This window comes from Nonomuraea sp. NEAU-A123 (assembly GCF_018603905.1).
Taxonomy (GTDB): Bacteria; Actinomycetota; Actinomycetes; order Streptosporangiales; family Streptosporangiaceae; genus Nonomuraea.
Genome location: NZ_JAHFZZ010000001.1, coordinates 578512 through 605506, shown reverse-complemented (window position 1 = coordinate 605506; position 26995 = coordinate 578512). Strand labels below are relative to the sequence as shown.

20 protein-coding genes are annotated in these 26995 nt (G+C 70.6%); 6 read left to right on the top strand and 14 right to left on the bottom strand.

Going from position 1 to position 26995, the window contains the following annotated elements; all coding sequences use genetic code 11:
- Position 1: 1 nt before the first annotated feature.
- From KLK06_RS02805 to KLK06_RS02785, 5 genes are read right to left on the bottom strand one after another with little or no spacing between them, the layout of a single operon-like run.
- Entirely contained in the window at positions 2 to 1588 is a 1587-nt protein-coding gene (locus KLK06_RS02805; RefSeq protein WP_214633649.1) for an acyl-CoA synthetase, read from the bottom strand.
- Positions 1588 to 2736 (bottom strand): thiolase domain-containing protein, encoded by a 1149-nt coding sequence (locus KLK06_RS02800; protein WP_214633648.1) that lies wholly within the window; start codon positions 2734 to 2736, stop codon positions 1588 to 1590. Before KLK06_RS02800 ends, KLK06_RS02805 begins: the two co-directional genes overlap by 1 nt.
- 2 nt (positions 2737 to 2738) lie before the next feature.
- Positions 2739 to 3758 (bottom strand): thiolase domain-containing protein, encoded by a 1020-nt coding sequence (locus KLK06_RS02795; protein WP_214633647.1) that lies wholly within the window; start codon positions 3756 to 3758, stop codon positions 2739 to 2741.
- Complete coding sequence (locus tag KLK06_RS02790) at positions 3758 to 4654, bottom strand: OB-fold domain-containing protein (protein ID WP_308168076.1); 897 nt, start codon at positions 4652 to 4654, stop codon at positions 3758 to 3760. Before KLK06_RS02790 ends, KLK06_RS02795 begins: the two co-directional genes overlap by 1 nt.
- Positions 4644 to 6194, bottom strand: coding sequence for an acyl-CoA synthetase (locus KLK06_RS02785; RefSeq protein WP_214633646.1), 1551 nt, complete (start codon positions 6192 to 6194; stop codon positions 4644 to 4646). The genes KLK06_RS02790 and KLK06_RS02785 overlap by 11 nt, the downstream gene beginning before the upstream one ends.
- A 192-nt stretch (positions 6195 to 6386) precedes the next feature.
- Here KLK06_RS02785 and KLK06_RS02780 point away from each other — a divergent pair, with 192 nt between their 5' ends.
- Positions 6387 to 7196: a crotonase/enoyl-CoA hydratase family protein gene (locus tag KLK06_RS02780; RefSeq protein WP_214633645.1), complete on the top strand. Its 810-nt coding sequence runs from the start codon at positions 6387 to 6389 to the stop codon at positions 7194 to 7196.
- Between the two features lie 47 nt (positions 7197 to 7243).
- Here KLK06_RS02780 and KLK06_RS02775 read toward each other — a convergent pair whose 3' ends face one another.
- Both KLK06_RS02775 and KLK06_RS02770 read right to left on the bottom strand, forming a co-directional pair.
- Complete coding sequence (locus KLK06_RS02775; RefSeq protein ID WP_214633644.1) at positions 7244 to 8350, bottom strand: nitronate monooxygenase family protein; 1107 nt, start codon at positions 8348 to 8350, stop codon at positions 7244 to 7246.
- Between the two features lie 125 nt (positions 8351 to 8475).
- Positions 8476 to 9393, bottom strand: coding sequence for a DUF3068 domain-containing protein (locus KLK06_RS02770; RefSeq protein ID WP_214633643.1), 918 nt, complete (start codon positions 9391 to 9393; stop codon positions 8476 to 8478).
- A gap of 272 nt (positions 9394 to 9665) precedes the next feature.
- Between KLK06_RS02770 and KLK06_RS02765 the strand changes: the two genes are divergently transcribed.
- Together KLK06_RS02765 and KLK06_RS02760 are read left to right on the top strand one after the other, a co-directional pair.
- Positions 9666 to 10385, top strand: a complete 720-nt coding sequence (locus tag KLK06_RS02765) for a bifunctional 2-polyprenyl-6-hydroxyphenol methylase/3-demethylubiquinol 3-O-methyltransferase UbiG (RefSeq protein WP_214633642.1) — start codon at positions 9666 to 9668, stop codon at positions 10383 to 10385.
- Positions 10382 to 11587: an acyltransferase gene (locus tag KLK06_RS02760; protein WP_214633641.1), complete on the top strand. Its 1206-nt coding sequence runs from the start codon at positions 10382 to 10384 to the stop codon at positions 11585 to 11587. The genes KLK06_RS02765 and KLK06_RS02760 overlap by 4 nt, the downstream gene beginning before the upstream one ends.
- Here KLK06_RS02760 and KLK06_RS02755 read toward each other — a convergent pair.
- The 5 genes from KLK06_RS02755 to KLK06_RS02740 form a co-directional block, all read right to left on the bottom strand.
- Positions 11508 to 15560 (bottom strand): alpha-(1->3)-arabinofuranosyltransferase family protein, encoded by a 4053-nt coding sequence (locus KLK06_RS02755; protein WP_214633640.1) that lies wholly within the window; start codon positions 15558 to 15560, stop codon positions 11508 to 11510. The two genes, KLK06_RS02760 and KLK06_RS02755, sit on opposite strands and share 80 nt — an antisense overlap.
- Positions 15557 to 16660, bottom strand: a complete 1104-nt coding sequence (locus KLK06_RS02750; RefSeq protein WP_214633639.1) for a glycosyltransferase family 4 protein — start codon at positions 16658 to 16660, stop codon at positions 15557 to 15559. Before KLK06_RS02750 ends, KLK06_RS02755 begins: the two co-directional genes overlap by 4 nt.
- A complete protein-coding gene (locus KLK06_RS02745) occupies positions 16657 to 17460 on the bottom strand; it encodes a glycosyltransferase (RefSeq protein ID WP_214633638.1) in 804 nt (267 codons plus the stop codon). The genes KLK06_RS02750 and KLK06_RS02745 overlap by 4 nt, the downstream gene beginning before the upstream one ends.
- A gap of 11 nt (positions 17461 to 17471) precedes the next feature.
- Positions 17472 to 17606, bottom strand: coding sequence for a hypothetical protein (locus KLK06_RS61270; protein ID WP_263655675.1), 135 nt, complete (start codon positions 17604 to 17606; stop codon positions 17472 to 17474).
- 134 nt (positions 17607 to 17740) lie between these two features.
- On the bottom strand, positions 17741 to 19243 hold the full coding sequence (locus tag KLK06_RS02740; protein WP_214633637.1) for a hypothetical protein: 1503 nt from the start codon (positions 19241 to 19243) through the stop codon (positions 17741 to 17743).
- Positions 19244 to 19294: 51 nt separating this feature from the next.
- Between KLK06_RS02740 and KLK06_RS02735 the strand changes: the two genes are divergently transcribed.
- Positions 19295 to 21169 carry a hypothetical protein gene (locus KLK06_RS02735; protein ID WP_214633636.1) on the top strand — a complete coding sequence of 625 codons (1875 nt, stop codon included), beginning with the start codon at positions 19295 to 19297 and terminating at the stop codon, positions 21167 to 21169.
- A 44-nt stretch (positions 21170 to 21213) separates the two neighbouring features.
- On the opposite strand, the gene KLK06_RS02730 is transcribed toward KLK06_RS02735, so the two are convergent.
- Both KLK06_RS02730 and KLK06_RS02725 read right to left on the bottom strand, forming a co-directional pair.
- Positions 21214 to 23391: an acyl-CoA dehydrogenase gene (locus tag KLK06_RS02730; protein ID WP_214633635.1), complete on the bottom strand. Its 2178-nt coding sequence runs from the start codon at positions 23389 to 23391 to the stop codon at positions 21214 to 21216.
- Between the two features lie 61 nt (positions 23392 to 23452).
- The gene (locus tag KLK06_RS02725) at positions 23453 to 24355 is read right to left on the bottom strand and encodes a hypothetical protein (protein ID WP_214633634.1); all 903 of its coding nucleotides are present in this window, start codon (positions 24353 to 24355) and stop codon (positions 23453 to 23455) included.
- Positions 24356 to 24434: 79 nt separating this feature from the next.
- Here KLK06_RS02725 and KLK06_RS02720 point away from each other — a divergent pair, with 79 nt between their 5' ends.
- Positions 24435 to 25871, top strand: a complete 1437-nt coding sequence (locus KLK06_RS02720; protein WP_214633633.1) for an AMP-binding protein — start codon at positions 24435 to 24437, stop codon at positions 25869 to 25871.
- Between the two features lie 50 nt (positions 25872 to 25921).
- Positions 25922 to 26980 carry a S1C family serine protease gene (locus KLK06_RS02715; RefSeq protein ID WP_214633632.1) on the top strand — a complete coding sequence of 353 codons (1059 nt, stop codon included), beginning with the start codon at positions 25922 to 25924 and terminating at the stop codon, positions 26978 to 26980.
- The last annotated feature ends 15 nt before the right edge of the window (positions 26981 to 26995 follow it).

Genomic DNA, 26995 nt, shown 5'->3' with positions numbered 1-26995 from the left:
ATCACGCGCCGCCGGATTCCGCCTGGGTGCGGGCCCATCGGTAGTCGGCCTTGCCTGCCGGTGATCGGACCATCTCGTCCACGAACACGTACGTACGAGGCACCTTGTACCCCGATAAGCGCTGCCTGCAGTGCGCGTCCAGTTCGTCCGCCGTCACCCCCGCCCCCTCGCGCGCCTCGATCACGGCCGCCACCCGGTTGCCCCACCGCTCGTCCGGGATCCCGGTCACCACGGCGTCGAAGACCGCCTCATGCCCCTTGAGCACCGCCTCCACCTCTTCGGGGAACACCTTCTCCCCACCGGTGTTGATGCACTGCGACCCGCGTCCGAACACGTTCACGGTGCCGTCGGCCTCGACGCTGGCCAGGTCGCCGGTCAGCAGCCACCGGGTGCCCCCGGCGTCGGTGACGACCGTACGGGCGGTCTTCTCCGGGTCGTTGTAGTAGCCGAAGGCGACCCGCCCCGACTTGGCCACCGTGCCCAGCTCGCCCGAGCCCGGCTCGACGGGGCGCAGCTTCTCGTCGAGCACGGCGAGCCCGGATGTGGCGTTCGGCTGGTAGCGCAGGCCCTTCTCGGGCGAGGAGCCCGCCACGCCCGAGGCGGTGAAGCCGGACTCCGTGGAGCCGAAGTTGTCCAGGATCATGATGTTGGGCAGGGCCCGCTGGAGCCGGTCGCGCACGGCTCCGGTGAGGATGGCCCCGGTCGAGCTGATCACGATGAGCGAGGACACGTCGTAGTCGCCTGTCTCCATCGCCTCCGCCATGGGCCTGGCCATGGCGTCGCCGGTGATGGTGATCGTGGACACGCGTTCGCGCCCGACGGCCCGCCACACCGTGTCGGCGTCGAACCGGCGCACGTAGACCACGGTCGAGCCCATCCACCAGCTGATGAACGTGCCCATCTGCGCGGCCCCGTGCATCAGCGGCGCGGCGGCCATCATCACCATGGGCTCCTTCTGAGTCACCTGGTCGACCACCGCCTGCGGCGTCGGGAGCGGATCGCCGTACGGGTTGCCGCCGCCGAAGGCCATGAACAGGTCCTCGACGTGCCACATCGCGCCCTTGGGCATGCCGGTCGTACCGCCGGTGTAGATGATGTAGACGTCCTGTCCGGAGCGCGGCTCGAAGCCGCGCGAGGGCGCGCCGCGTTGCAGGGCTTCGGTGTACGGCACGGCGGTCGCGACGGACGACTGGCCGCCGACCGAGATCAGGTGGTTCAGCAGGGGCGCCTCTCCCACGACCGCCGCCACCCGCGCGTCGAACTCCACGTCGTAGATCAGCGCCCGGATGTCGGAGTCCCGGTAGAGGTAGAGCAGTTCGGACTCGACGTACCGGTAGTTGACGTTGATCGGCACCGCGCGGATCTTCAGCGCGGCGAGCAGCCCGGCGATGTACTCGATGCTGTTGTACAGGTGCAGCCCCACGTGCTGGCCGGGCTGGATGCCCAGCTCCAGAAGGTAGTGGGCGATCCGGTTGGCCTCGGCGTCCAGTTCGGCGTAGGTGCGGCGCTCGTTGTCGCAGATGACGGCCACCCGGTCGCCGATCGCGTCCGCGATCCCCTCGAACAGGTCAGCGTGGTTGAACTCCATCAGGGCTTCTCCCGTCCGACGATCCACATCGCGAAGAACTGGGCTCCCCCGCCGTAGGCGTGGCCGAGCGCCAGCCGGGCGCCGTCCACCTGGTGCTCCCCCGCCATGTCGCGCACCTGGAGCGCGGCCTCGGCGAACCTGATCAGTCCCGACGCCCCGATGGGGTTGCTGGACAGGACCCCGCCGGAGGCGTTCCACGGGATGTCGCCGTCGAGGGCGGTGGCTCCCGATTCGGTGAGCTTCCAGCCTTCGCCTTCGGCCGCGAAGCCGAGGTTCTCCAGCCACATCGGCTCGTACCAGGAGAACGGCACGTACACCTCGGCCACGTCGATCTGGCGGCGCGGGTCGGTGATGCCCGCCTGCCGGTAGACGTCGGCGGCGCAGTCCTTGCCCGCGTCCGGGCTGACGGTGTCGCGTCCGGCGCGGAAGATCGGCTCGGACCTCATGGCCGTACCGTGCAGCCAGGCGGGTGTGCCGGTGACGGCCGACTCCGACGACAGGACCATGGCGCAGGCGCCGTCGCTGGACGGGCAGGTGTCCAGGTAGCGGATCGGCTCCCACAGCATCGGCGTCGACTCGACCATCCGCCGGTCGATGCCGGGGATCTTCAGGTGGGCGTAGGGGTTCTTGAGGGCGTTCAGCCGATCCTTGACCGCCACCAGCGTGCCGATGTGCTCGGGCGCGCCGGTTCTGCGGATGTACTCCCTGATGTGCGGCGCGAAGTAGCCGCCGGCGCCGACCACCAGCGACGCGCTGAACGGCAGGTGGGTGGAGAGCGCCCAGGTGGCGTTGGACTCCGACTGCTTCTCGAAGGCCACGACCAGCACCCGGTCGTGCACGCCGCCCTGGATGAGGCTCGCGCCGACCAGCGCCGTGGAGCCGCCGACGCTGCCCGCGGTGTGCACGCGCATCATCGGCTTCCCGGCCGCGCCGAGCGCGTCGGCCAGGTACGCCTCGGGCATCATCACGCCCTCGAACAGGTCGGGCGCCTTGCCGATGACGACCGCGTCGATGTCCTTGAACGTCAGCCCGGCGTCGTCCAGCGCCCTGACGGCCGCCTCGCGGACCAGGCCGGCGATCGACACGTCCCTGCGCTTGGTCGTGTAGTACGTCTGGCCGACGCCTATCACGGCACACCTGTTGCCCATTTTCATGCCTCCAGGACGGTCACAAGGTTGTGCTGCAGGCAGGGGCCGCCGGCGGCGTGGCCGACCGTGCGGGCGGCCGTGCCGTCGTGGATGCGCCGGGCCGCCTCGCCGATGCGGATGAGGCCGGTGGCCATGACCGGGTTGGCGGCGAGCGGGCCGCCGGACGGGTTGATCACCGTGCCGTCGGGGAGCTCCAGCGCCCGGCGCAGGATCGGCTCCTCGTGGGCGAACTGGGTGTGCAGCTCGACCACCTCGACGGGACCCTTGCCGACCCCCGCGGCACGTGCGGCGTCGGCCGCGGAGGCCGACCGGGCCAGGTCCCGCATACCCAGGTAATGCGGCTCTATTCGATGCGCGATGCCCCTGATGTACGCGGGTTTGGCGCACAGCTCCCTGGCCAGGTCCCCGGTCGCCAGGACGATCGCCGCCGCGCCGTCCGTGATGGGGGCGACGTCCGCTGTCCTGATCGGCTCGACCGCGTACTCGTCGGTGACGTCTTCGGGCAGGTCGAGCGCGTACGGGTTGTTCCGGCCGTCGGCCCGGCTGCGCCGGACGATCTCGTCGAGCTCTTTCCTGTCGGCGCCGGCGGCGCTGGCCTGCAGGGCGGCGAAGGAGAGCTGGTCGAGGCCGAGGGGCGCCAGGTAGTAGGGATCCAGTTGGAGTGTCATGATCTTGCGCAGGTCGCCGAGTGACGACTTGCCGAAGCCGTACACCAGGGCGGAGTCGATGTCACCGTGCTGGAGGCGTACCCAGGCCTCGTACAGCGCCCAGGCGGCGTCCATCTCCACGTGGCTCTCGGAGATCGGCGGCCAGGCGCCGAGCGCGTCGAGGGCGGAGACGAACGAGAACGGCGCGCCCGCGAGGTAGTCGCAGCTACCCGAGCAGGTGAAGCCGAACCTCTTCAGCCCGGTCAGCTCCTTGACCTCGTTGATGACGGGCAGGATGAGCTCGGGTTCGCTCAGGCCGCCGTCGTGGTCGGTGTGGCGGGTCTGGGCGAACGCGACGACGGCTACCTCACGCATCAGAGCTCCACATCCGGCTCGCCGGTGGGGGCGAACCATCGGACGTTGGCCATCGACTTCGTCCGCTTGTCCTCGGGCACCCATTCGGCCTTGACCCGCATGCCCTGCCGCACCTCGTGCGCCGGGACGCCGCCGACGAGCGCGATCATAGGGATGTCCGCCCCGTCGAGCAGGATGTACGCGGACACGAAGGGCACTTCGGGGGCGCGCGGGTCGGGCAGGTTGTTGATGGCGTACGTGGTGATCGTGCCGGTGTCGGGTATTTCGAGCTGGTCGCCGATCGGGCCGCCGCATTGGGGACAGAAGACACGGTACGGGACGTACACCTTGTCGCAGGTCGGACACCGGCCGCCGAGGAACACGCCGCGCTCGACGCCTTCCAGGAAGGTCAGCAGCCCTCCGCCCACCTGCAGCCGGTAGTCGGCGCGCACGTTGGACACGATCTTCGTGACCTCCGGCGCGAAGTAGGAGATGTCGCTGATGTGACCGGTGCGCTCGCTCCGCCAGACGGGCCACACGCGGCTGCCGATCTGCAGCGCCTTGGCGTTGCCCGCGTCGACCGCGTGCACCAGCGCGGTGTCGGCGCCGTCGAGTTTGATCATCGCCCAGGCGAACGGCCGGTCGAGCGGGTGACTGTCGCGCGGCTCGGCCACCCAGGCCCACGCGGTCACGGTCCCGGCGGGCCCGACCTCGACGAACTCGTCCGTGACGGCCTCGCCGCTCGCGGGGTCGTACTCCAGCGGCGGCACCAGCACCTTGCCCTCGGCGGTCCGCACGCCGACGATCCGGCCACCGCGCAGCTCGGTCAGGAACCGCCCGATCACCGGCCCGGTCGTGCGCGCGTATCCACCGGGGAACTCCAGTACGTGCTCCGCCACCAGCGGTTCAGATGGCACGGTCGTGTCCCTCCCAGTAAGGTGCGCGGAGTTTGCGTTTGAGCAGCTTGCCGTTGGGCTCGCGGGGCATCTCTTCGATGAAGTCGATCGACCTGGGCCACTTCATCCGGGCCAGGCGGCCTTCCAGCGAGGCGAGGATCTCGGCCGCGAGCTCGGGGCCCGCCGCCGAGCCCGCCGCGGGCTCGACGATGGCCTTGATCTGCTCGCCCCAGTCCTCGTCCGGGATCCCGAACACCGCCACGTCCGCGACCTTGGGATGGATCATGATCTCGTTCTCGATCTCTGCGGGGTAGATGTTCGCCCCGCCCGAGATGATCATGTCGGCCTTGCGGTCGCACAGGTAGAGGAAGCCGTCCTCGTCCAGGTAGCCGATGTCGCCGACCGTGAAGTGGTCCTTGAGCCGGTTCTCGGCGGTCTTGGCGGGGTCGCCCTTGTACTCGAACGCGGTGCCGAGCATCTTCATGTAGATCGTCCCGGGGGTCCGGGTCGGCACGGGTTCGCCCGCGTCGTCCACGATGAGCAGCTCGCTGATCGGCCAGGCCGAGCCGACCGTGCCCGGGTGCGCCTTCCAGCCCTCCGGCGTGGCCAGGGTGCCGCCGCCCTCGGTGGCCGCGTAGTACTCGTAGACGCAGTCGCCCCACCACTCGAACATCGCCCATTTCACCGGCACTGGACAGGGGGCGGCCGCGTGGATCATCCACTTGAGCGAGGACAGGTCGTACTTGTGGCGGGTCTCCTCCGGCAGGGCCAGGAGGCGCTTGAAGTGCGTGGGCACCATGTGCGAGTTCGTCACCTGGTACTTCTCGCAGAGCCGGAGCATCTCCTCGGCGTCCCACTTGTCCATGTAGACCAGCGTGTGACCCATGTGCAGGGCCGTGCCGCCGAACTGGGTGACGGCGGTGTGGTAGTTCGGCGAGGTGATCAGGTGCGCGTTCGGCTGCCCCCGGGTGATGCCGAACAGGCCCGGCAGGAACGACAGCATCTCGGCGGCGTCGTCCGGATCGAGTCCGTTCAGTGGCCGCCGGACGCCCTTGGGCTTGCCGGTCGTGCCCGAGGTGTAGTGCATGGTCAGCCCGGCCGTACGGTCGGGAGGCGCGGTGTCCGGCTGCCCGTCGGTCAGCTCACTGATCCGCCGGAATCCCGGAATATCAGCATCCTGTACGGCGAAGCGCCGCTCAGCCGCGATGGCCTCGGCGCCCCTGGCGCCCTCGACCGCGTACCTGGAGTCCACGAAGAACGCCTGGGCCTCGCTGTCGGCCACGATGTAGGCGATCTCAGGTCCGGTCAGGTGCCAGTTGATCGGCGTGTAGTACCAGCCGGCCTGTAACGCGGCCAGGTAGATGACGAGCCCGTCCACGCCGTTCGGCACGAGCCCGCAGATGCCGTCTCCCGGCTTCAGCCCGAGCGCGCGCAGGCCGTGCACCAGCCGGTTCGACCGGGCCAGCAGGTCGCCCGCACGGTGTTCCGTACCGTCGGGATCGACGGAGGCGATCCAGTCCGGATCCGCCTGCGCCAGCCGCCAGAAACCGAGCGTGCCCATCGAAACTCCTCTTCAGGTGGTCCGAGGCCCCGATAAACAAGAACTTGTTCTCGTTTTGCCTGGGCAGCGTATCCCGGCGCCCAGGCTGTAGCAAGCGCTTGATCGTGGTCCTGCCGTCATCTTCGTCCGCGTGCCCTCCACGCGGTAGGATCGCTGCCTAACAAGCGCTTGATTCGTTACCTGGAGGCGTCCGTGGAGCTCCTGCCGATCAGCACCCCCCACTGCCGGGTGGAACGCGACGGCCATGTCGTGATCGTCACCATGAACCGGCCGGAGGCCCGTAACGCCCTCTCCTCCGACATGCTGATCGGCCTGGCCTCGGCCTGGGCGTACGTGTCGGCCGAGCCGGAGGTCAGGGCCGCCATCCTCACGGGCGCGGAGGGCACCTTCTGCGCCGGCGCCGACCTCAAGGCCATGGGACAGCCCTCGACGGACACCGAGGTGCAGGCCCGCGCCGCCCAGATCCCCAACTTCCACTGGAAGGGCCTGCTGCGCGAAGACCTCCCGACCAAGCCGATCGTGTCGGCGGTCGAGGGCTACGCGGTGGCGGGCGGCACCGAACTGCTGGTCGGCACCGATCTGCGGGTGGTGGCGGAGTCGTCGACGCTCGGCCTGTTCGAGGCCAAGCGGGCGCTGTTCCCCATGGGCGGCAGCGCGATCCGCCTCCCCCGGCAGATCCCCTACTGCCACGCCATGGACCTGCTGCTCACCGGCCGCGCCATCACCGCGGCGGAGGCCCTGTCCATGGGGCTGGTCAATCGGGTCGTACCGGATGGGCAGGCGCTGGCGGTGGCACGGGAGATCGCGGACGACATCGCCGCCTCGGGCCCGCTCGCCGTGCAGGCGATCCTGCGTACGTACCGGGAGACGCTCGACCTGTCGGAGCCGGAGGCGCTCAAGGTGTCGGACGAGATCGGCTGGCCGGTGATCGGCTCCCAGGACGCCCGCGAGGGCGCCCGCGCCTTCAAGGAGAAGCGGCCCGCCGTCTACAAGGGCCACTGAGCGCGGGCGAGGTAGCGGGACCGCGCCCGCTACCTCGCGGACGATCATCAGTCCCCGGTGATGCGGCCGAGCCGTTCCATGGCCTCCGCGTACTCCTCCATCAGCGAGTACATGACGTCGCGCGTGGAACGTACCTGGTTGGTGATGCCGATGATCTGGCCGGCCGGGAAGGTGGCCAGTTCGGCGGCATCCGAGCGGCCGATGCGCCGCAGCGCGTCCGAGACCAGCATGAACTGCAGCGGCATCGGCAGCGTCCCCGGTGACTCCTGCGACTCCCAGGCGTCCGTCCACTCGTTCTTGAGCAGCCTGGCCGGTTTGCCCGTCCAGCTCCGGGAGCGGACGGTGTCGCGTGAGGTGGCCTCCAGGATGCGCTGCTTGGCCATCTCCGGAGTGTCGGCCTCCTCGACCGTGAGCCAGAGCGAGCCGGTCCAGACGCCCTCGGCGCCCAGGGCCATGCCGGCGGCCATCTGGCGGCCGTTGCCGATGCCGCCCGCCGCCAGGACGGGCACGTCCACCGCGTCCACCACCTGCGGGATCAGCACCATGGTGGAGATCTCGCCGGTGTGCCCGCCGGCCTCCGTGCCCTGCGCCACCACGACGTCCACGCCGACCTCGACCTGCTTGAGCGCGTGGCGCGGGGTGGAGGCGAGGGCGGCGACCTTGACGCCGTGCGAGTGGGCCAGTTCCACCACGTCCGCGGGCGGTGGCCCCAGCGCGTTGGCCAGCAGGGCGATCGGGTGCCGCAGTGCCACCTCCACCTGCGGACGGGCGGTGGCGTCCGTCCAGCCGAGCAGGACCTTGCCCGCGTCGGCGTCCGACGACAGGGCAGGCACGCCGTGGCCGGCCAGGAGATCCTCGACGAACTTCCGGTGACCTTCGGGAATCATCGTCTGCAGGCGGCCCACCAGCTCCTCGGGCGCGAAGTCGGCGCCCTCGTAGGAGGCGGGCATGACCACGTCGACGCCGTACGGGTGGCCGTCTACATGGTCGTCGATCCATTTGAGCTCCATTTCGAGCTCTTCGGGGGTGAAGTAGAGGGCTCCCAGTACGCCCATGCCGCCGGCCTTGCTGACCGCGGCGACCACGTCCCGGCAGTGGCTGAAGGCGAAGATCGGGAGCTCGATACCGAACATGTCCGTCACACGTGTCCGCATGGGCCCGACAATACGACCGGCGGCGAAGAAACTGCAACGTGTTCTAGTACTAGAACTTTTCGTCGGTCGGGGAAACGAACGAGGGCGCCCCCGTTGATCAGGGGCGCCCTCGTAGGAGTTTCCGGTTACTCGCTCTCGCGGCGACGGCGGCCGAGGATGACCGCGACGACCAGCGCGACCAGCCCGAGCACCAGCAGGACGATCGGGATCGTGGTCTTCAGCAGCGAGATCTGGTTCTTGGCGTCGGTCGCCGTGCGCACCATCTCGGTGATGGTCTGCGGGGTGAACGAGGCGGTGGCGACCAGGGCCTTGGCGCGCTCGATGCCGTCCTGGGTCTTGAGCGTCTCGTTGCGCCGCACTTCCTGCTTGACCGGGGCGCCGCTGGTGGGCTCGACCCAGTAGGTGTCGGTGCCCTCGTACCAGCGGTCGAGCTGGATGTCGCCCGACTGCGTCACGCCGAACATCGAGCCGGGGGCGGTCAGCGTGGCGACCTTCGTGGCCGGGATGTTCTGCTGGAACTTGTAGACCGGCAGCCCGTTGACGGTGTCCTCACCGACGAAGGTCGTGTCGAACGCCTTCTTGGCCGTCTGGTTGAAGACCCGGTACGTCTTCTTCTCGACGCCGAACGGGAACAGGTAGATCTGCCCCTCCAGCTTCACCGGCTCCTTGTCGACGCTGACCCCGCAGCAGTTGACACCCACTCCGGTGCGCCGGTCGAAGGCACTGCGCCGCTCCGACAGGCTGATCTGCGGCTTGTTGTTGGTGACGTCGTCCACCACGGTGAACTGGTCCCAGACCACCCGGTTGTCCGTGGCCTCCTTGACGTCGCCACGGGTCGTGACGAGCATGCTGAGGTCGGCGGTCAGCACCTTGCCGTCGGCGATGGAGAAGTACTGGGCTCCCGGAGCCTGCAGCTTGGTGACGCTGTACTGGGCCGCCGGAGCAGCGATGATCTTGTCCGCCGCCCAGTAGCGGACCATGCCCGCGAGTACCACCAGAAATGCCCCGACGGCAACGAGAACGAGTACAGGTGTGCGTCGCATTCTGGATCCTCCTGGCGGTCGAGGGATACGAGAACCGGTTACTTGTCCCCCCGGACATCAACCGCGGGTGTGATACACCCGCAACATGATCGCTACTGGAAAGTAGCATTCGACGACAGATCGCTGCAGCTACATCCGCATAACGAATCGGAACAGGTTCTACGATGAAGCCGGTCAGAGCGGGATGTTACCGCGCCGCCCCCTCATCGGTCTCGCCTCGGCCAGAGCTTCGTTCTATTGTGGGAGCCCGTCAACCCCCGGGAGCCACGAGCATGCGCGCCGATCTGGCCAGATCCGTCCGCCTCTTCCGCGCGTTCAGGTCCGAGCAGGCCACGCCGAGCGCCTACTACGCCACGCTTGCCGCCGACACCACCGCGCAGCTCCGGCACTACGGCCCGCTGGCCGACAAGACCGTGCTCGACGTGGGGGGCGGGCCGGGATACTTCGCCGACGCCTTCAGGCGTGACGGCGCCCGCTGTCTGTGCGTGGACGTCGACGCCGGCGAGCTGGCCGGGCAGGGCACGCCCGGCGGCGGGGTGCTCGGCAGCGCGCTGGACCTGCCGCTCGCCGACGCCTCCTTCGACGTGTGCTTCTCGTCCAACGTCCTGGAACACGTTCCAGACCCGTGGCGCATGGCGGCCGAGATGACGCGCGTCACGCGGCCCGGCGGCCTGATCTTCCTCGCGTACACGAACTGGCTCTCCCCCTGGGGCGGCCACGAGACCTCGCCCTGGCACTACCTGGGGGGCGACCGGGCCGCCCGGAAATATGAGGATAAGTACGGCAAGCCGCCCAAGAACCGTTTTGGCGAGAGCCTCTATCCGGTGTCGGTGGCCGACGGGCTGCGCTGGGCGCGGACTCGTACGGACGCCGACCTGGTCGACGTGCTGCCCCGCTACCTGCCCTGGTGGTGGCGGCCGATGCTGAAGGTGCCGATCGTCAGGGAGTTCGCGACGTGGAACCTGGTCCTCGTGCTCAGGAAACGCCCATGAGTGCCGTGCGCGCAGCCGTGAAGGAGCCGGCAGCGGATCCACTGGCGGGCAGGGACGCCGCGCTGGACGGCATCCGCGCCCTGGCCGCGCTCGGCGTCTGGGTGCTGCACGTCGGTGGCAACACCGGCATCATCTACCGCGAGGGCATGTTCGCCTGGATGACCACCCGGCTGGGCATCGCCGTACCCATCTTCTTCCTGCTGTCGGGCCTGCTGCTCTACCGCCCGTGGGCCCGCGCGGTCATCGAGGACACGCCGCGCCCCAGGCCGGGGCGCTACCTCTGGCGCCGGCTGGTCCGCGTCCTGCCCGCCTACTGGCTGGTCACGGCGCTGGCCCTGTGGGCGTGGAGCTCGCTCGACTGGACCGGCTGGGCGAAGTGGCTGTTCCTGCTGCAGAACTACACCGAGCAGAACCGCGCCCCCGACGGCCTCTACCAGATGTGGACGATGCCGATCGAGATGGCGTTCTACCTGCTGCTGCCGGTGCTCGCCTGGGTCCTGAACGTCTGGGCCCTGCACGGCTGGGCGCGCGGCGGCAACCGGCCGGTCAGGCTGCTGGCGGGCATCGCCGTGCTGCCGGTGGTCTCGCTGACCAGCGTGGTCGTCTCGCACGCCTACGACCAGCCGCAACTGGCGCTCTGGCTGCCGCATCACCTGATCTACTTCGCCGCCGGCATGGCCATGGCCGTGCTGTCGGTGTGGATCAAGCAGAGCAAGGTGGTCGACGCGCTGGCGCCGCAGCTCCTGGTGCTGGCGCTGCTGCTGTACGCGGTGCTGAGCACCGAGCTGGCCGGCCCGCGCACGCTCACGCTGCCCACGCTGTCGCAGTCGCTCTGGCGGATGATCCTGGAGACGTCGGTGGCCGTCCTCGTGATCGCGCCGTTCGCCCTCGCCTCCAGGCACGACTCACTGAGGCACCGGGTGCTGGGCAACCCGGTCACGGCCTACCTGGGCCGCATCTCCTACAGCTTCTTCCTCTGGCACGCGCCGGTGATCACCCTCTATTACAAGATCACCGGAGACCAGCCGTTCACCGGCGACTTCGTGAAGGTCGCGATCCTGACGTTCATCGCCTCGCTCCTGATCAGCGCCGCCAGCTATCACCTCGTCGAGGAGAACGCGCTCAGGCTCGCCGGGCGTCGGCCAGCGGCTGCTCCGCCTTCGCCGGCTCCGGCTCCGGAGCCGGCGGCTCCTGCTCCGTGACGAGCTGCCCGAAGAGCACGCCCATGGCCGCGCAGGCCACGAGCTGCGGCACCTGATCCATCAGCGGCCCAACGTCCACTCCGTGATCCCGCAGCGCCATGGCCGCCGCCAGCGCCGCCGTCGCCCCGCCGAACAGCCAGCCGGCCACCCAGTGCACGGCCGCCGCCCGCCGTACCCGCAGCAGCAGCACCGTCACGACGGCGGCCAGGACCGCGAGCATGCCCGGCCAGTCCGCCACCCAGCCGCCGAAGGCCAGCCCCAGCACGATCACGTACGGCACCCGCCAGCGGGACAGCCGTGACTCGCCGGCGACGGCGGTCGCTCTGACGTGTTCGGGACGCGGTCCGCGCAGCACCAGGGCGAGCAGCGTCAGCAGGGCGATCCCGGCCAGTCCCAGGGCGAGCGCGAGCCAGTAGGGCCGGTCGGGCAGGTACTCCATGCGCACGGTCCCCGACGTGCCGGCGGGCAGCTCCCACGCCTGCTTCCAGCCGTCGATCCGGACCGGCCGCAGCTCCTTCCCGTCGAGCTCGGCGCGCCAGCCCGCGTTGTAGTTCTCGTTGACGACGAGGAAGGCGTCCTTCGGCGCGGTCACCTTCGCCTCGCGCGCCGACAACGTCCACGTGCCCGGGACCGCCGCGCCCTCCACGGCCGGCGGCTCGGCGGGGAGCGAGCCGATCACCAGGTTCTCGACCGCGAACGGGTCCCAGCCGGCGGCCCTGACCCGGTTGTCGCCGGCCGTGAGCGCGGCCCTCGAGCAGCCGGTGAACCTCACCGGCCGCTGTTCCAGCAGGTCGGCGAAGGTACCGGTCACCTTGGTCGCCACGGTCACGCCGTTGACCTGGAGGCTCGGTCCCTGCCCGCAGGCCAGCCGGAACGGCACGCCCTCCGGCCGGCTGGCCGGCTGGACGCCGGGGATCACCAGCTCGGTGACCTGCAGCCGCTTGGAGGTGGCATAGAAGCGCAGCTTGAGCCGGGTCGTGGCGAGCGGCTTGAAGCTCAGGTAGCCGTTCGCGTCCACCCGGCCGCTGCGCACGGCGCCCTTGTCGCCGGTCAGGACCACGTCGAGCGGCTGCTTGTCGCCGCCGGGCCGGGCGATCTGGATCCGCGAGAGCACGCGCCTGGGCTGCCAGCCGAGCGTGAGCGTGGGTTCAGGGTCGCCGGCGGCCGGGATCCAGGTGGTGGCCGCGTCGGCGTCGAACGCCGACCTCGGCGCCGACACCGCGTCCTTGCTCGCCTGCGACGAGCCGATCACCCTGGTCAGTCCGCCGCCCAACCGGGTGAAGCGGTCGACGAGCTTGGAATCCCGCAGAATGGCGGAGCCGCGCACCGCAGCCTTCTGTCCCTGCTTAACGGTAAAAGTCCGGTCGAATCCGGCGCCTTCTTCGCCCGGCCGGGCCAGCAGCGGGTTGCAGATCCAGCGGCTCTGGTTCCGCATGCACCAGGGGCGGGAGTCGAGCCCCCGGTCCATCACGAAGGCGTCGCCGCCCTCGCCGGGCAGCCGGATCGTCCGCCCGGGCAGGATGCCGGGGATCGTGAGCTCGGTGATGCCCACCCGCTGCACGAAGCTCCAGTCGGCGTTGTACGTGGCCAGGATCCGGACGCGCAGCCAGCTCGTCGCGCCGGGCGGGACCCGCAGCCTCTGCGGGCTGTTGGTCCGCTGGACGTCCTGCTCGATCCGGCCGCCCTCGGTCTCCACGGCCACGCGCTTGACCGACTGCCCGAGCAGCACGTTGTTGGTGAATGTCGCCTGGAACGCGGGGATCACCCGCCGCCTGGGCAGGTCCACGCGCAGCCACTCGCCCTGGGGCCGGTGCCAGCCGCCGCTCTCCCAGCCGGTCTCGTAGTCGCCGTCCATGGCGGCCCACGGGCTGCGCCCGGTGGCGCTGAGGCCGGGCACCGCGTCGGCGTCGGCCACCGAGGAGGAGGCGGTGATGCTGGAGATGCCGTCGTACTCGGCGGTGGCGGTGTCGCGCAGCCAGCCGTCTTCGAGCAGGTCGAGCGTCTTGACCCCGGAGAAGTCGTCGCGCCGGTCGGCCGTCAGGGTGGGCGTCCAGTTCGACCGGATCTCACCGAACTGCCGCTCGCGCAGCCGCAGCGCGTCGCTCACCACGGCCGGCGTCTCGCGCTTGCCCGCGTCGCCGTTCACCAGCACGGGACCGTCACCGAGCAGCCCGAGATCGCCCATCGTGAGCAGGGAGTCCGGGCCGCCGCGCACCTGTACGGCATCGCCCGCCGACTGCACGCTGAGCAGGTCGGAGCTGCCCGACACCTCGTAGATCTCCAGCGCGGGGAACGGCCAGTCCACCGAGTCGATCACGTCGTCGGTGACGGTGTCGCCGACCTCCCCACCGAACGAGCGCACCTTCGTGATGCCCGGCGACTCGCGCAGCGCCTCGTAGATCCTGGACGGCCAGGCGCCCTGGAGGTTCGCCCGCATCAGGTCGTTCCTGACGACCAGGTAGCGCACGCCCATCCTGCGCAGCACCTCGGTCAGTCCCGGTGAGCCGTACCCGGCCGTGAGCCGCTGGTCGATGGCGTCGAGCAGTCTGGTCAGGCCCACGGAGCCGGCGGCCGCGACCTGCCGGGTGGTCCAGCGGGCGGTGAACAGCGGCTGCATGGGGTCGTCCATCGGCCGGCCCCAGAGATATTCGCCGAACTTGGCGCCGGGCACGACCAGCACGCCGTCGTCTCCGGCGTTCTCGTTCACCCAGGCCGCCGCCTGCCGCCAGTAGAGCGGCACCTCCTTGAAGTCGCCGGGAGCGCCCAGCCCCTGGTTGAAGACGGGCAGCACGAGCCCGGCCAGGGCCACCAGGGCTACCGAGCGCAGCCGCAACCGGGCCCCGGCCAGCAGGTGCGCCAGCCCGAACGCGAGCGGCAGCCGGACCAGCGGATCGAACTTCCGCAGGTTGCGCAGCGGCGCGAGCGGCCCGTCCAGCAGCCATCGCACGGGCTCGGCGACGACCGGCTCCAGCGCGCTCGTGTGCCCGGCGACCAGCGCGGCCACGCCCACGACGAACACCACGAGCAGGAAGCCCTTCGCGGGCAGGTCGCGCCGGGCCAGCCCGGCCAGGCCGAGCGCGGCCAGCAGGCCGGTGATCACGACCAGCACGGCCGAGGTGGCGATCGCGTAGCCGGCGGGCTGGTCGGTGACGCCGCCGACGGTCAGGTAGCGGACCCAGTCGGAGGCGCCCCGCAGCACGTTCGTGAGCGAGGTGACCTGCGTGGTCGTCGAGGCCGTCTCGGTGTAGGGCAGGAAGGAGAACGCGTAGCGGCCCACGAGCAGCAGCGGCAGCCACCAGAACAGGGTGGCCACGGCGACCGCGCCGCTCCACCAGCCGAGCATCCGCCAGCGGGGCACCGGGCTCGGACGGGTCAGGATGTAGAGCACCGGGGCGATGAGCACGGCCAGCACCGCGACCGCGTTCACGCCGCCGCAGAGCGCGACGGCGAGCCCAGATCTGACCGCCGCCCTGGCCCGCTGGCCCGTCTCCGTGGCGGTGAGCAGCGGAATCAGGATCCACGGCAGCATCGCGGCGGGCAGCCACTCGATCGAGATCTCGCCGATGATCGACAGGGTGCGCGGCGCCAGCGCGTACGCCAGCGCGCCGACGATCCGGGTGCCCGGCGTGCCGACGCCGAGCTGCCTGCCCAGCCGCTCCACGCCGAGGAAGGCCACGCACAGCAGCACCGTCAGCCAGAGCCGCTGGGTCACCCAGGGCGCGAGGTGGGCCAGGTCGCCGAGCGCGAAGAACGGGCCCATCGGGAACAGGTAGCCGGCCACCTGGTTCTGCAACTGGCCGAAGTGCTGGAGGTCCCAGAGGTGGGCGGCGCGCTCCAGCCAGCCGAGCGGGTTGAGCGCCAGGTCGAGCTTGGTGTCGGAGATGACGTCGCCCGGCTTGGTGGTGAACGTCAGCACGGCGAAGCCCAGGCAGCACAGCGCCAGCCAGAGCCTGTGCCGGACCCTCTCGATCACGGCTCCTCCCAGCCGGGTCCCGCCATCCGGCCATGCACCAGCGCGGCCAGCCGTTCCGCGCTCCGGTCCCAGCAAAACTTCCCCGCCCATTCCCGACATTTCACGCTATAGGTGTCGTTTAGTTCGTCGAGGGCCGCAGCGATGCCCTTGGCCAGGCCAGTGCTGCCGAGGCCCTCGGGCACCAGCCAGCCCGTCTCGCCGTGCCGTACCGCGTCTCTGAGCCCGTCCACGTCGAACGCGACGGTCGGCACCCCGAGCGCGGCGGCCTCCAGCACGCACAGCCCCCAGCCCTCGCCCTGCGAGGCGTTGACCTGGAGCCAGGCGGCGGCAATCAGCCGCTCCTTCTCCGCCTCGGGCAGATAGCCGTGCATGGTGACGCCCTCCGGGAGCCGGGCGCGCAGCCGCGCCTCCTCCGGGCCCCGGCCGATCACGTCCACGGTGAGCTCCGGCCACTGCTTCCTGAGCTGGATCACCGCGTCGAGCAGCAGGTCGACGCGCTTGTGCGCGACCAGCCTGCCGACGCAGACCAGCCGCGGCGTCCGGCTCCGGGGGAAGTCGCCGCTCGTGGAGACGTTCACCCCGTTGGGCACGATGTGGATGGGGCCGATCCAGCCGAGCCGCTCGCGCATGGCGCTCACGGTCGAGGGCGACACGGCCACGCTCTCGTGCCCCTGGTACGCCCACCGCGACACCGGCCCCTCCAGAAACCGCCCGAACACCGCCAGCCACCGGGACAGATGCACGTCGAACTGCCGGTCGTGCACGTGGTGCACCACGCACATGATCTTGGTACGGCGAGGCAGCACCAGCGGGGTGAAGAACGGGATGCCGTTCTGGCAGTCGAGCACCGCGTCGAACACACCACGGCGGAACACCAGCCAGACCAGCACCAGGGGATAGACGGTGAACGGCCCGCCCATGCGAGCCAGCCGTACCCCCTCGATGGTCTCCTTCCGGCGCTGACCCGGCGCCCGCGCCGTGACGAAGCACACCTCGTCGCCGGCGCGCGCGAAGCGGCGGGCCATCTCCCAGGCATACGTCTCCGCGCCACCGGCGGCCGGGTGCCACGGATCACGCCAGTTGACGACGGCGACGTTCACGGAGAGCCGACGGGGTCGAGCGGCTGCTCCCACCTCGGACTGACACCGGGGCGCGGGGCGGCGCGCAGCCTGAGCCAGATCCGGCCCAGCTCCAGCAGGATGCCGGCGCCGTGCCTGGCCGGGGAGAAGCGCGAGCCAGGCATGTCCCGCCAGTTGACGGGGATCTCCAGCACGGTCGAGCCGAACGCGACGCAGCGGGCCAGCAGCTCGACGTCGAAGGCGAAGCCGAAGGTACGCAGCCCGGCGACGGCCTCGCGGACGAGCGCGCCGTCGAAGAACTTGAAGCCGCACTGGGTGTCGCTCACCCCGCGTACCAGCACCCTGGCCAGCGCGCGGAAGCCGACGGCGCCCAGCTCACGGACCCGGCTGTGCCGGTTCTCCACGTCGGAGAAGGCGTGCGCCCGCGAGCCGACGACCACGCGCTCACCGGAGAGCAGCAGCCCGAACGCGACGTCGATGGCGTTCAGGTCGGTGGCCATGTCGGCATCGCAGAAGCCCACGAAGGGGGCACGGGTGTCGAGCAACCCCGCGCGGACGGCGGCCCCCTTGCCGGGAGTCGCGCACTCGACGAGCCGGACCGGAACCGGCCCCCGCGGCCAGGTCCTGACGATCTCGCCGGTGCTGTCCGTGCTGTTGTTGTCGACCACGATGACGGCGGTCGGGAACGGCATGCGGGCAAGCTTCGCGCACAGCTGCAGGAGGCCCCCGGGAAGTCGCCGCTCCTCGTTGAAGGCGGGAACGACGATCTCGAGCAGTGGTGGTCGGCTCGTCCTCTCGTCCCCTTGGGGGGAGGGCGGCATAACGGCTCGGACTACCGGTCGCCGTAGTTGTAGAGCGGCCGGTTGACGGGTGTCGCGGTGGCCCCGGTGAAGGAGACGGTGGTAACCGTCGCGACGAGCGCGGCGACGGCGACACCGATGATCGCTGCTAAGAGGATCTTGATCACGGGGGGTTCCTCCTCGAGCGGCAAATGAACGGGCGTCACAAACCTAGAACCAATTCTTGCTACTCGGAAGTAGCTCTACGAAATCTTAATAAATCCGCTGATCAACGGACTGAGTCTTATCAAAACCGTACAAATTACCCGTCGAGCCGGTACAGTCTCAGCTCATCTGTGCCCACAAGCAGGCTCGCTCCGCTGAGCCGGCTCTCGAACCGCCGCCGCTCGGCCGGCGTGCCCGCGTCGACCACAACGTACCGGAAGCCCGCTGCGGCCAGGTCTGGCGAGGGTGCTTCTAGTACGCGTTCTACCTCGCGAGACCTCGTGTCCTCGGCTCCGACGAGCATGTTCCCCACGCGTACGGAGTCGTTGGCGACCACGTTCCGCCCCCGCACGGCGAAGTAGCGCTGCGCCGGGTCGAGTACCGCCCGGTCCCCGTTCCACGGGAACCGGCGGTAGGACTCGAACGGCAGCACCAGCACGTCCCCCGGCCGCGGATCCCGCCGGATCACCTCGCGGGCCTGGTTCCAGCTCTCCGGGTAGCTCACGGCCCGCAGCGCCCCCGCCCCGCCCCAGGCCATGGTCGGCAGCACGGCCACGGGCACGAGCACCATCACACCCGCCCACCGCCCCAGCCCCGCCTTCTCCGTCAAGGCGCCGAGCCCGAGCGCGGCCAGCAGGGCGAGCGGCGCGACGAACTGCTGGGCGTCCCTGAACACCGCGAACCCGCCCCACACCCCCACAAGCCACCTGAACGCCGCGCGCCCCGGCTCGGTCACCCCCAGGCAGGCGATCCCGAACCCGATGGCCGCCGCCACCCCCAGCCCCCTCGACCGGTCCTTCATCAGGACGAATCCCACGATCCCCGCCACGGCCAGCGCCAGCCGCGCCACCGAGCCCACCACGGTCTCGTACCCGGCCGGAACGGCGCCGGCGTTCCAGATCCCGCCCAGCGACAGCAGGCTGCCCACCGCCCCGAACGGCCCGTCCGCCCTGGCCGCGAACGCGTCCACGCCCACCGGGTCCCCGCTCAGCCCGCCCGGCCGCAGGAGCGCGAGCAGCAGCCACGGCAGGCTGACGGCCAGCAGCACCGCTCCCACCCGGACCCGCCGGCCCGCGACGGGCAGCGCCGTGAGGGCCGTGACGGTCATGGCCGCGAAGCCCCCCACGGCGGCGGGCAGCACGGCGGGCAGCAGCCCGCGCCCCGCACGGACCGCGCGCACCACCCACGGCAGGCCCGCGTACCCCAGCAGCAGCGCCCACTGCCCCATCAGCAGCCGCTCGGCCACGTACGGGTTCCACACGTAGTACGCCCCGGCCACCAGCCGGGCCCCGAGGAAGCCCGCCGGCACGAGCAGCGCGGCGCCCGAGCAGCCCAGCACGAAGATGCCCAGCAGGATCGCCTTCTGCACCAGCTCGGCCGGGAGCACGGAGGCCAGCGCGGTGACCACGGCGTCACTGGGCACCACCCGCGGCGCCCCGCCGGCGAGCCCGAACGTGAAACGCGAGAAGGCCGGGTCCGGCACGAAGACCATGTCCTGCACGAGGACGAAACCCCAGCCCAGAGCGGGTCCGAGGGCGAGGCAGCCGAGGGCGAGACCGAGCACGGCCGACAGCGGTCCTGCTCGGGTCGTGTTCGGCATCCCGCTATGACATCACAACCACACAACGACCATTCCGCATAAATCCCACCAATGACTACGCTTCCGGCTGAGGGGGGCGGGGTGGCGACGAGCGAGACGACGGTGGGCGCCCGTCATTGGCTGCGTGGCGGCGACGCCGTGGTGGCCGCCGCCCTGGTGATGATCGCCGTGCAGCTCGTGTGGAAGTTCGGCCTGGTCAGGCGTACGTACTTCCGCCAGGACGACTTCACCTTCATCGCCCGCGGCCTGGAGCACGACCTGACGTGGGACTACCTCATGCGGGTCGACTACGGCCATCTGGTGCCCGGACCGTTCGCGATCCAGTGGGCGATGGGCCGGTTGGGCGTCTACAACGACGTTCTCGCGCACGTCGTGACGATCAGCCTGCTGGGCGCGGCGAGCCTGGCCCTGCTTCGGCTGCTGCGGCTGCTGTTCGGGGCGCGCCCGGCCATCCTGGTGCCGCTGGCGTTCTACCTGCTGACCCCGATGACGATCTCGTCGCTGTCGTGGTGGGCGGTGGTGATCGAGACGCTGCCGTTCCAGATCGCGCTGCCGATGGCGCTCTGCTCGCACGTCCTCTACACCAGGACGGGCCGGTTCAGGCACGCGCTGGCCGCGGCGGGCTGGACGGTGTTCGGGATGGCGTTCTTCGTCAAGGCGCCGTTCATCCTGCTGCTGGCCCTCGCGCTGAGCGTGGGCTGGCTCGGCTGGCGGGGGCGGTGGCGGGCCTGGCTGCTCTACGCGGGGGTGCTCGCCGTCTACGCGGGCGTGTTCTTCCGCCAGCTCCTCACCTCCGTGCAGCTCACCAACGACACGATCCAGCCCACCCTGCCCGACACGGGGCTGGCGGCGCGGTTCGCCTGGACGCTGCTGTCCACCTCGCTGGTGCCGACGTCTCTGGGCGGGCCCTGGCAGTGGCTGCCGATCGGCGAGGACTACGCGACCGCGGCGACGCCGCCCGCGGCGGTCTGGGCCGGGCTCGGCGTCGCGGTGGTCGTGCTGGCGGTCTCCGTGCTCTTCAGGCGGCGGGCCTGGCTGGCGTGGCTGGTGCTGCTCGCCTACTTCACGCTCGCCGACGTGGTGCCCGTCATGATCGGCCGGATCCAGCAGCTCGGCCCGGACCTGAGCGGCGCCGAACTACGCTACGTCTCCTCCACGGCCATGGTCGTGGCGATCGCCATCGGGCTGGCGTTCATCCCGCTCGCCGGTGAGGAACGCCCCTGGCTGCGGGCCTGGCCGCGCCTCAGGTTCGCCTGGCTGCCGCTGACCGCCGCGTTCGCGCTCGGCTCGGTCTGGTCGGTCACCGCGTACACCCGCCTGCCGCTCGGCACGCACGTCAAGAGCTACGTCGAGACCGGCAGGCTGGCGCTCAAGCGCGTCCCGGACAACGCGGTCGTGCTCGACACGCACGTGCCCGCCAAGGTCGTCTATCCGCTCTTCTTCTACGACTACGCGCTGGCCTCGAAGGTGCTCGGCCCGATCGCGCCGCACCCGGTGACCTGGACCAGGCGGCTCAGCGGCCCGATACGCAGCCCGCTGATCTTCGACCAGCAGGGCCGGCTGCGCCCGGTGAGCATCGACGGCCTGACGGTCCCCGCGCGGGCCGACGGCTGCACGCCGGTCGGCGCCCGCGCGGTCCGCTTCCCGCTGCCGGTGCGGCTGCCCCAGGGCGAGTGGACGGTCCAGGTCGGCTACCTCAACCCGGCCGCCACCCAGTTGTCGGTACGGCTCGGCACCGCACGGGCCGACGTGCCGGCGGAGAAGGGCTTCGGCTGGACGTTCGCCCCGGTCAACGGCGGTGGGACCGAGCTGGTCATCCGTACGGTGAACGGCCCGGCCGCCTGCCTCGGGGAGATCAAGATCGGCATCCCGAGACCGTGGAGCGACGGCACGCCGAGCCCGCTACAGCCGGTCAACCCCTCCTGATCCCCGTGGAGGGCCGGGCCGCTTCCCGAGCCCGGCCCCCGCCGTCACTTACCCGGCTCAGGGTCCCTGGGCAGGCCGAGCATGCGCTCCCCGATGATGTTCAGCTGCACCTCGGTGGTGCCGCCGTAGATGGTCATCGCCCGGGTGGCGAGCACCGCCCGGTTCCAGTAGCCGGCGTCGCCGAGCCTCATGTCGGCGGCCACCACGGCCGCGGCCCCCAGCAGTTCCACCGCGGACTCCGAGACGTGCTGGGCGTGCGCGGTGGACAGCAGCTTGCGTACCGAGGCGTCCGCGCCGGGCTCGCCGCCCGCCAACTGCTTGAGCGTCACCCGCAGCGACAACGCGTTGATGGAGTGCCCCTCGCAGATCACCTGCGCGACCTGGTAGGCCTCGACCGGGGACAGTTCCCGCCCGAGCCGCCCCACCAGCCCGAGCAGGTCCGGCACGGACGCGCCCGTGCCGCCCGACCCGGACGAGAGCGAGACCCGCTCGTTCGACAGCGTGTTGCGGGCGACCTTCCAGCCCTGTCCGACCTCACCCACGACCAGCTCGTCGGGCACGAACACGTCGTCCAGGAATACCTCGTTGAACAGGTTCTCGCCGGTCATCTCGGTCAGCGGCCGGACCGTGACGCCCGGCGCCTTCATGTCGACCAGGAAGTAGGTGATGCCCTCGTGCTTGGAGCCCTCGGAGGAGTTGCGGGCGATGCAGATGCCCCACTCGGCGACGTGCGCGACCGAGGTCCAGACCTTCTGGCCGTTGAGCTTCCAGCCGCCCTCGACCTTGTCCGCCTTCATCTGCAGCGAGGCCAGGTCGGACCCGGCGCCGGGCTCGGAGAAGAGCTGGCACCAGATCATCTCGCCGCTGAGCGTCGTGGGCAGGAAGCGTTCCTGCTGCTCGGGCGTACCGTACGAGACGATGGACGGCACCACCCAGGCGCCGATGATCATCGCGGGCAGCTTCACCCGCGCGGCCCTGAGCTCCTGCGCGATCAGCACCTGCTCCAGCGGCTTGGCGCCGCGGCCCCACGGCTTCGGCAGGTGCGGCATGACCAGGCCGCGCGCGGCCAGCGCCCGCTTCTGCTCCTTGCCCTCCAGCTCCTTCAGCGACGCGACCTCCGCGCGGATCGACTCGCGCAGCTCTTCGGCGTCCTCGGGGAGATCGATCTCCATCTCGCGGGCGACGCCCTGCAGGGCGAGCGCGGTGACGGTGGCCGCCCACTCGGCCGACGAGCCGAGCACCGCGCGGAGCGTGAGCGCGCGGCGGTAGTAGAGGTGCACGTCGTGTTCGTAGGTGTAGCCGATGCCGCCGAAGGTCTGGATCGCGTCCTTGGCACACTGGACGGCCGCGTCGGGAGCCATCACCGCGGCGATCGCGGCGGCGTACTCCAGCTCGCGCCCGCTGGCGCGGGTGGCGTCCCAGACCGTGGCGCGGGCCTGCTCCAGCGCGACCAGCATGCGCGACAGCTTGTGCTTGATGCCCTGGAACTGGCCGATCGGCCGCCCGAACTGCACGCGCACCTTGGCGTAGTCCGACGCGGCGGTGACGCACCAGGAGGCCAGCCCCGCGGCCTCCGCGCCGAGCAGGATGGCGGCCAGGTCGAGCACGTCGGGGCCCTCGACCCCGTCCAGGACCCGATCGGCGGGCACGGCCACCGCGTCCAGCTCCACTTTCGCCACCGGCCTGGTCAGGTCGAGCGACTTGAGCGCGGTGACGGTCGCGGCGGAGGCGTCGAGCGCGATCCACTCCTCGCCCTCCGGGGTGGACACCGGCAGCACGAGCACGTCGGCCAGCGAGCCGCCCAGGACCGGCTCGGCCGTGCCGGAGACCACCAGGGCGCCGTCGTCGTCGCGGGTGCCGCTGAGCGAGCCGCGTAGCGCGACCGCGCCGGTCAGGGTGCCGTCGGCGAGTGCGGGCAGCAGTTCGTGGCGCTTGGAGGCGTGGATGACCGCGCTCGCGAGCACGGTCGGCACGTACGGCCCCGGCGCCATCCGCTCGGCCAGCGCCTCGACGGCGACCGCGGTCTCCAGCAGCCCGTAACCGGAGCCGCCGGCCTCCTCGGGCAGGTGCAGGCCGAGCAGCCCCTGCTCGGCGAGCCCCGGCCAGAAGGCGGGACGCTCATCCGACCCGGATCGCAGCAGCTCGGCAGGGATGTTCCGGTCCGCCCAGCCGCTCACCGACTCGCGGAGCGCCTCGTGTTCCTCGCTCAACCCGATCGCCATCGCACATCCTCCAGCCAGGCCCGACACATGCCAGAACCATATTCTAGAGCATGCTTCTGACCTAGAGGGTCCGGACGCCCTGCACGATCGTGTTCAGGTCACGGTAGTGCGACTTGCCGCTCTGGGGGATCGATGCGAGCAGCATCGCCGGCTTGGTCTTCCCCACCTCGTGGATCGACACGATGGCCTGCGACGTCTTCTGCTTGCCGGAGACCGTGTAGGTGACCTTGTAGCCGAGCATCCAGCCCTTGCCCGCCGGCACCTTCTGCGATCCGGTCCAGGTGAGCGTGGCGCCCGCCGGATACTGCGTGCGCAGCGACCAGTTGACGGCCCTGACGGCGAGCTCGCGGTAGTCGGCGGTCTTGGCCGGCTTGGTCTTCGGGGTGGCGCCGGGGAGCATCGTCGAGGCGATCACCGTGTGCGGGATGGCCACCTTGCCGACGCGCTGGGCGATGGCGAACGGCGCGAACGACTTGGCCGTCCACGGCAGGCCCAGGCGCGGGTAGCTGATCCCGGTCGCCAGGTCGGAGATCGTGCCGATCGTGACGGTCGCCGTACCGGCCTGCTGGGGGTAGGCGAGGTTCTTCGGCGCCGCCGGAACCGCGGTCGCCGACGGCTTGGGCGAGGCGGAGGTCCCCGGCACCGGGGAGATCGGGACGACCTGCCGCGGGGGCTCCTGCGCGTCCTTCGGCACGTCCCCAGAGAAGATCACGAACACCAGCATGACGGCCAGCACGGTCGCGATGATGGCGCCGAGCAGGTAGACGACCTTGATCGGGACGTCGCCGATCCGGGCGAGCAGCCCGCCCTTGAGCGGCGGGGGCGGTGGAGGCAGAGGGGGGAGCGGCGCGAGCGGCTCCGGTGGCCGGGAGACCGCGACCGTCTCGTCCGTAGGCAGAACGATCTTCCGGAACGGGGTGGTGGGAGAGTCCGAGGAAGGTATCTGGTCACCGACGTCCGCCATGGCTTTCAGGTTACGTCACGAAGCAGCGGGATAATTCCGCTATTCCCTGTGCAGAATCTAGTTCTGTATGGTCACGGGCATGAGGGGTTTCTACGAGATCGCCGCCGCCGACGCCGGACGTCCCGCCCTGCTGGGCCCGGACGGCGCGACGTACGGCGAGCTGCTCTCCCGCGCCAACCAGGCGTCTCACGGCCTGGCCGCGCGCGGGGTGGCGCGGGGCGACTCGGTGGTGACCGTGCTCAGGAACGGGCTCGACGCCCTGACCATGATGCTCGCGACGTACCAGATCGGCGCCTACCTCGTACCGGTCAACTGGCACTTCACCGACGAGGAGATCGCCTACATCGTGGCCGACTGCGGCGCGAAGGCGGTGGTCTCCCCCACCGCGCTCACCGTCGGCGAGCTCGTGGCCGGTCAGCCGGGCACCGCGCCGGAGCACCGGCGGGCCGGGTCGATGATGCTCTACACCTCAGGGACCACGGGGCGGCCGAAGGGCGTGCGCAGGCGGCTGCTCGATCTGACGCCCGAGGAGCTGTACCCGATCCTCATGCGCAAGAGCTGGACGCACTTCGGGCTGCCGGTCGGGGGTGTGCACCTGGTGTGCTCGCAGCTCTACCACTCGGCGCCGTACGGGCAGGCGATGATGGCGCTGCAGCTCGGGCACTCGGTCGTGGCGCCGGAGCGGTTCGACGCGGCCGAGACCCTGCGGCTGGTCGAGCGGCATCGGGTGACGAACGCGTTCATGGTGCCCACGATGTTCCACCGGCTGCTGGCCGTACCGGATCGGGAGAAGTACGACCTGTCCTCGCTCACGCACCTCTACCACGGCGCGGCGCCGTGCCCGCCCGCGACCAAGCAGGCCATGATCGACTGGCTCGGGCCCGTGCTGTGGGAGTACTACGGCTCCACCGAGGCGGCCGTGGCCACCATGGTGTCGTCGCAGGAGTGGCTGGCCCGGCCGGGCACGGTCGGCCGGGCGCTCGACGGCATGACGTTCACGATCGTCGGCGACGGCGGCGAGGAGGTGGCGCCCGGCGAACCAGGGCTGGTCTACATCGGCGGCGTCAACCGCTTCGAGTACCACGGCGACCCCGGCAAGACGGCGGCCGCCATGCGCGGGCGCGCCTACACGCCCGGTGACATCGGCTATCTGGACGACGAGGGCTACCTGTTCCTCCTCGACCGCAGGACCGACCTGATCATCTCGGGCGGCGTCAACATCTATCCCGCCGAGATCGAGGCGGCACTTCTCGAACACCCCTCCGTGGCCGACGTCGCGGTGATCGGCGTGCCCGACCCCGAGTGGGGCCAGCGGGTCGTCGCGCTCGTCCAGCCCATCGCGGGGGCCGAGACCGGCGGGCTCACCGCCGAGCTGATGCGGCACTGCGAACCGCGGCTCGCCAAGCTCAAGCACCCGCGTGTCATCGAGTTCCGCGACACGCTGCCGCGTACGCCCACGGGCAAGCTGAGCAGGCGTAACGTCCGTGAGACATATCTTTCCCACCTTTCTCGCTGAGCGGGGCACCGCCTCCGCATGAGCCTCACCGAGCGGGGCACTAGCTCTGCATGAACAAGGTCGCCGTGGCGACCGCCGCCGCCATGCTGCTGGTCGCATGCTCGGCCCAGGCGCCCACCGCCACTATCACGCCCTCGTCGGCGACGCCCACGGCCTCGCCCCCCTCCCCGGTGCCCGCGACGCCACTGGAGCAGTCCTACGAGCGCGTCATCCAGCGGGTGCTGCCGTCGATCGTGCAGATCACCACCAAGACGGGGCTCGGCTCGGGCGTCGTGTACGACTCGGCGGGTCACATCCTCACCAACGCGCACGTCGTGGGTAACGCCACCAAGATGGACGTGACGCTGGCCACCGGCAGCACTTCGCGCAGCGCCCGGCTCGTCAAGAGCTTCAGCGGCGGCGACCTGGCGATCATCAAGGTGGACGACCCGAAAGGGCTGACACCGGCCAAGTTCGGCGACTCGTCGAAGCTCCGGGTCGGCCAGTTCGTCCTCGCCATGGGCAACCCGCTGGGGCTGTCGGGCAGCGTCACCGACGGCATCATCTCGGCGCTGGGCCGTACCGTGAGCGAGCCACAGGAGCCCGGCTCACCCGGCGCGACGATCAGCGGCGCGATCCAGACGTCGGCGGCGATCAATCCCGGCAACAGCGGCGGCGGTCTCGTCGACCTGTCCGGGCAGGTCATCGGCATCCCGACGCTCGCGGCGACGGACCCGGACCTCGGCGGCGGGGCCGCGCCGGGCATCGGGTTCGCGATCCCGAGCAACACCGCGACGGACATCGCCGCTCAGATCGTCCGCAACGGCAAGGTCACCAACAGCCACCGGGCCGCGCTCGGCATCAGGGGCAGCACGCTCATCGGCGACGACGGCGAGCCGGCCGGGGTCGCCGTGGCCAAGGTCGACAAGGGCAGCGCGGCCGAGAAGGCCGGGATCCGGCCCGGTGACGTGATCATCTCCATCAACGGCGAGGACACGGCGACGATGCCCGCACTCGCCGAGGCGCTGTCCGCGCTCAAGCCGGGGCAGCAGGCCAAGGTGGAGGTCGTCAAGGAGGACGGCTCGAGCAAGACGATCACCGTCACCCTGGGCGTGCTGCCGGGCGATTGAGCCTCGCTAGGATGA

Bases quoted from the DNA above. Each gene is read 5' to 3' on its own strand.
- KLK06_RS02805 (WP_214633649.1), bottom strand. From the start codon at position 1,588: ATGGAGTTCAACCACGCTGACCTGTTCGAGGGGATCGCGGACGCGATC.
- KLK06_RS02800 (WP_214633648.1), bottom strand. From the start codon at position 2,736: ATGGGCAACAGGTGTGCCGTGATAGGCGTCGGCCAGACGTACTACACG.
- KLK06_RS02795 (WP_214633647.1), bottom strand. From the start codon at position 3,758: ATGCGTGAGGTAGCCGTCGTCGCGTTCGCCCAGACCCGCCACACCGAC.
- KLK06_RS02785 (WP_214633646.1), bottom strand. From the start codon at position 6,194: ATGGGCACGCTCGGTTTCTGGCGGCTGGCGCAGGCGGATCCGGACTGG.
- KLK06_RS02775 (WP_214633644.1), bottom strand. From the start codon at position 8,350: ATGCGGACACGTGTGACGGACATGTTCGGTATCGAGCTCCCGATCTTC.
- KLK06_RS02770 (WP_214633643.1), bottom strand. From the start codon at position 9,393: ATGCGACGCACACCTGTACTCGTTCTCGTTGCCGTCGGGGCATTTCTG.
- KLK06_RS02765 (WP_214633642.1), top strand. From the start codon at position 9,666: ATGCGCGCCGATCTGGCCAGATCCGTCCGCCTCTTCCGCGCGTTCAGG.
- KLK06_RS02760 (WP_214633641.1), top strand. From the start codon at position 10,382: ATGAGTGCCGTGCGCGCAGCCGTGAAGGAGCCGGCAGCGGATCCACTG.
- KLK06_RS02745 (WP_214633638.1), bottom strand. From the start codon at position 17,460: ATGCCGCCCTCCCCCCAAGGGGACGAGAGGACGAGCCGACCACCACTG.
- KLK06_RS02740 (WP_214633637.1), bottom strand. From the start codon at position 19,243: ATGCCGAACACGACCCGAGCAGGACCGCTGTCGGCCGTGCTCGGTCTC.
- KLK06_RS02735 (WP_214633636.1), top strand. From the start codon at position 19,295: ATGACTACGCTTCCGGCTGAGGGGGGCGGGGTGGCGACGAGCGAGACG.
- KLK06_RS02730 (WP_214633635.1), bottom strand. From the start codon at position 23,391: ATGGCGATCGGGTTGAGCGAGGAACACGAGGCGCTCCGCGAGTCGGTG.
- KLK06_RS02725 (WP_214633634.1), bottom strand. From the start codon at position 24,355: ATGGCGGACGTCGGTGACCAGATACCTTCCTCGGACTCTCCCACCACC.
- KLK06_RS02720 (WP_214633633.1), top strand. From the start codon at position 24,435: ATGAGGGGTTTCTACGAGATCGCCGCCGCCGACGCCGGACGTCCCGCC.
- KLK06_RS02715 (WP_214633632.1), top strand. From the start codon at position 25,922: ATGAACAAGGTCGCCGTGGCGACCGCCGCCGCCATGCTGCTGGTCGCA.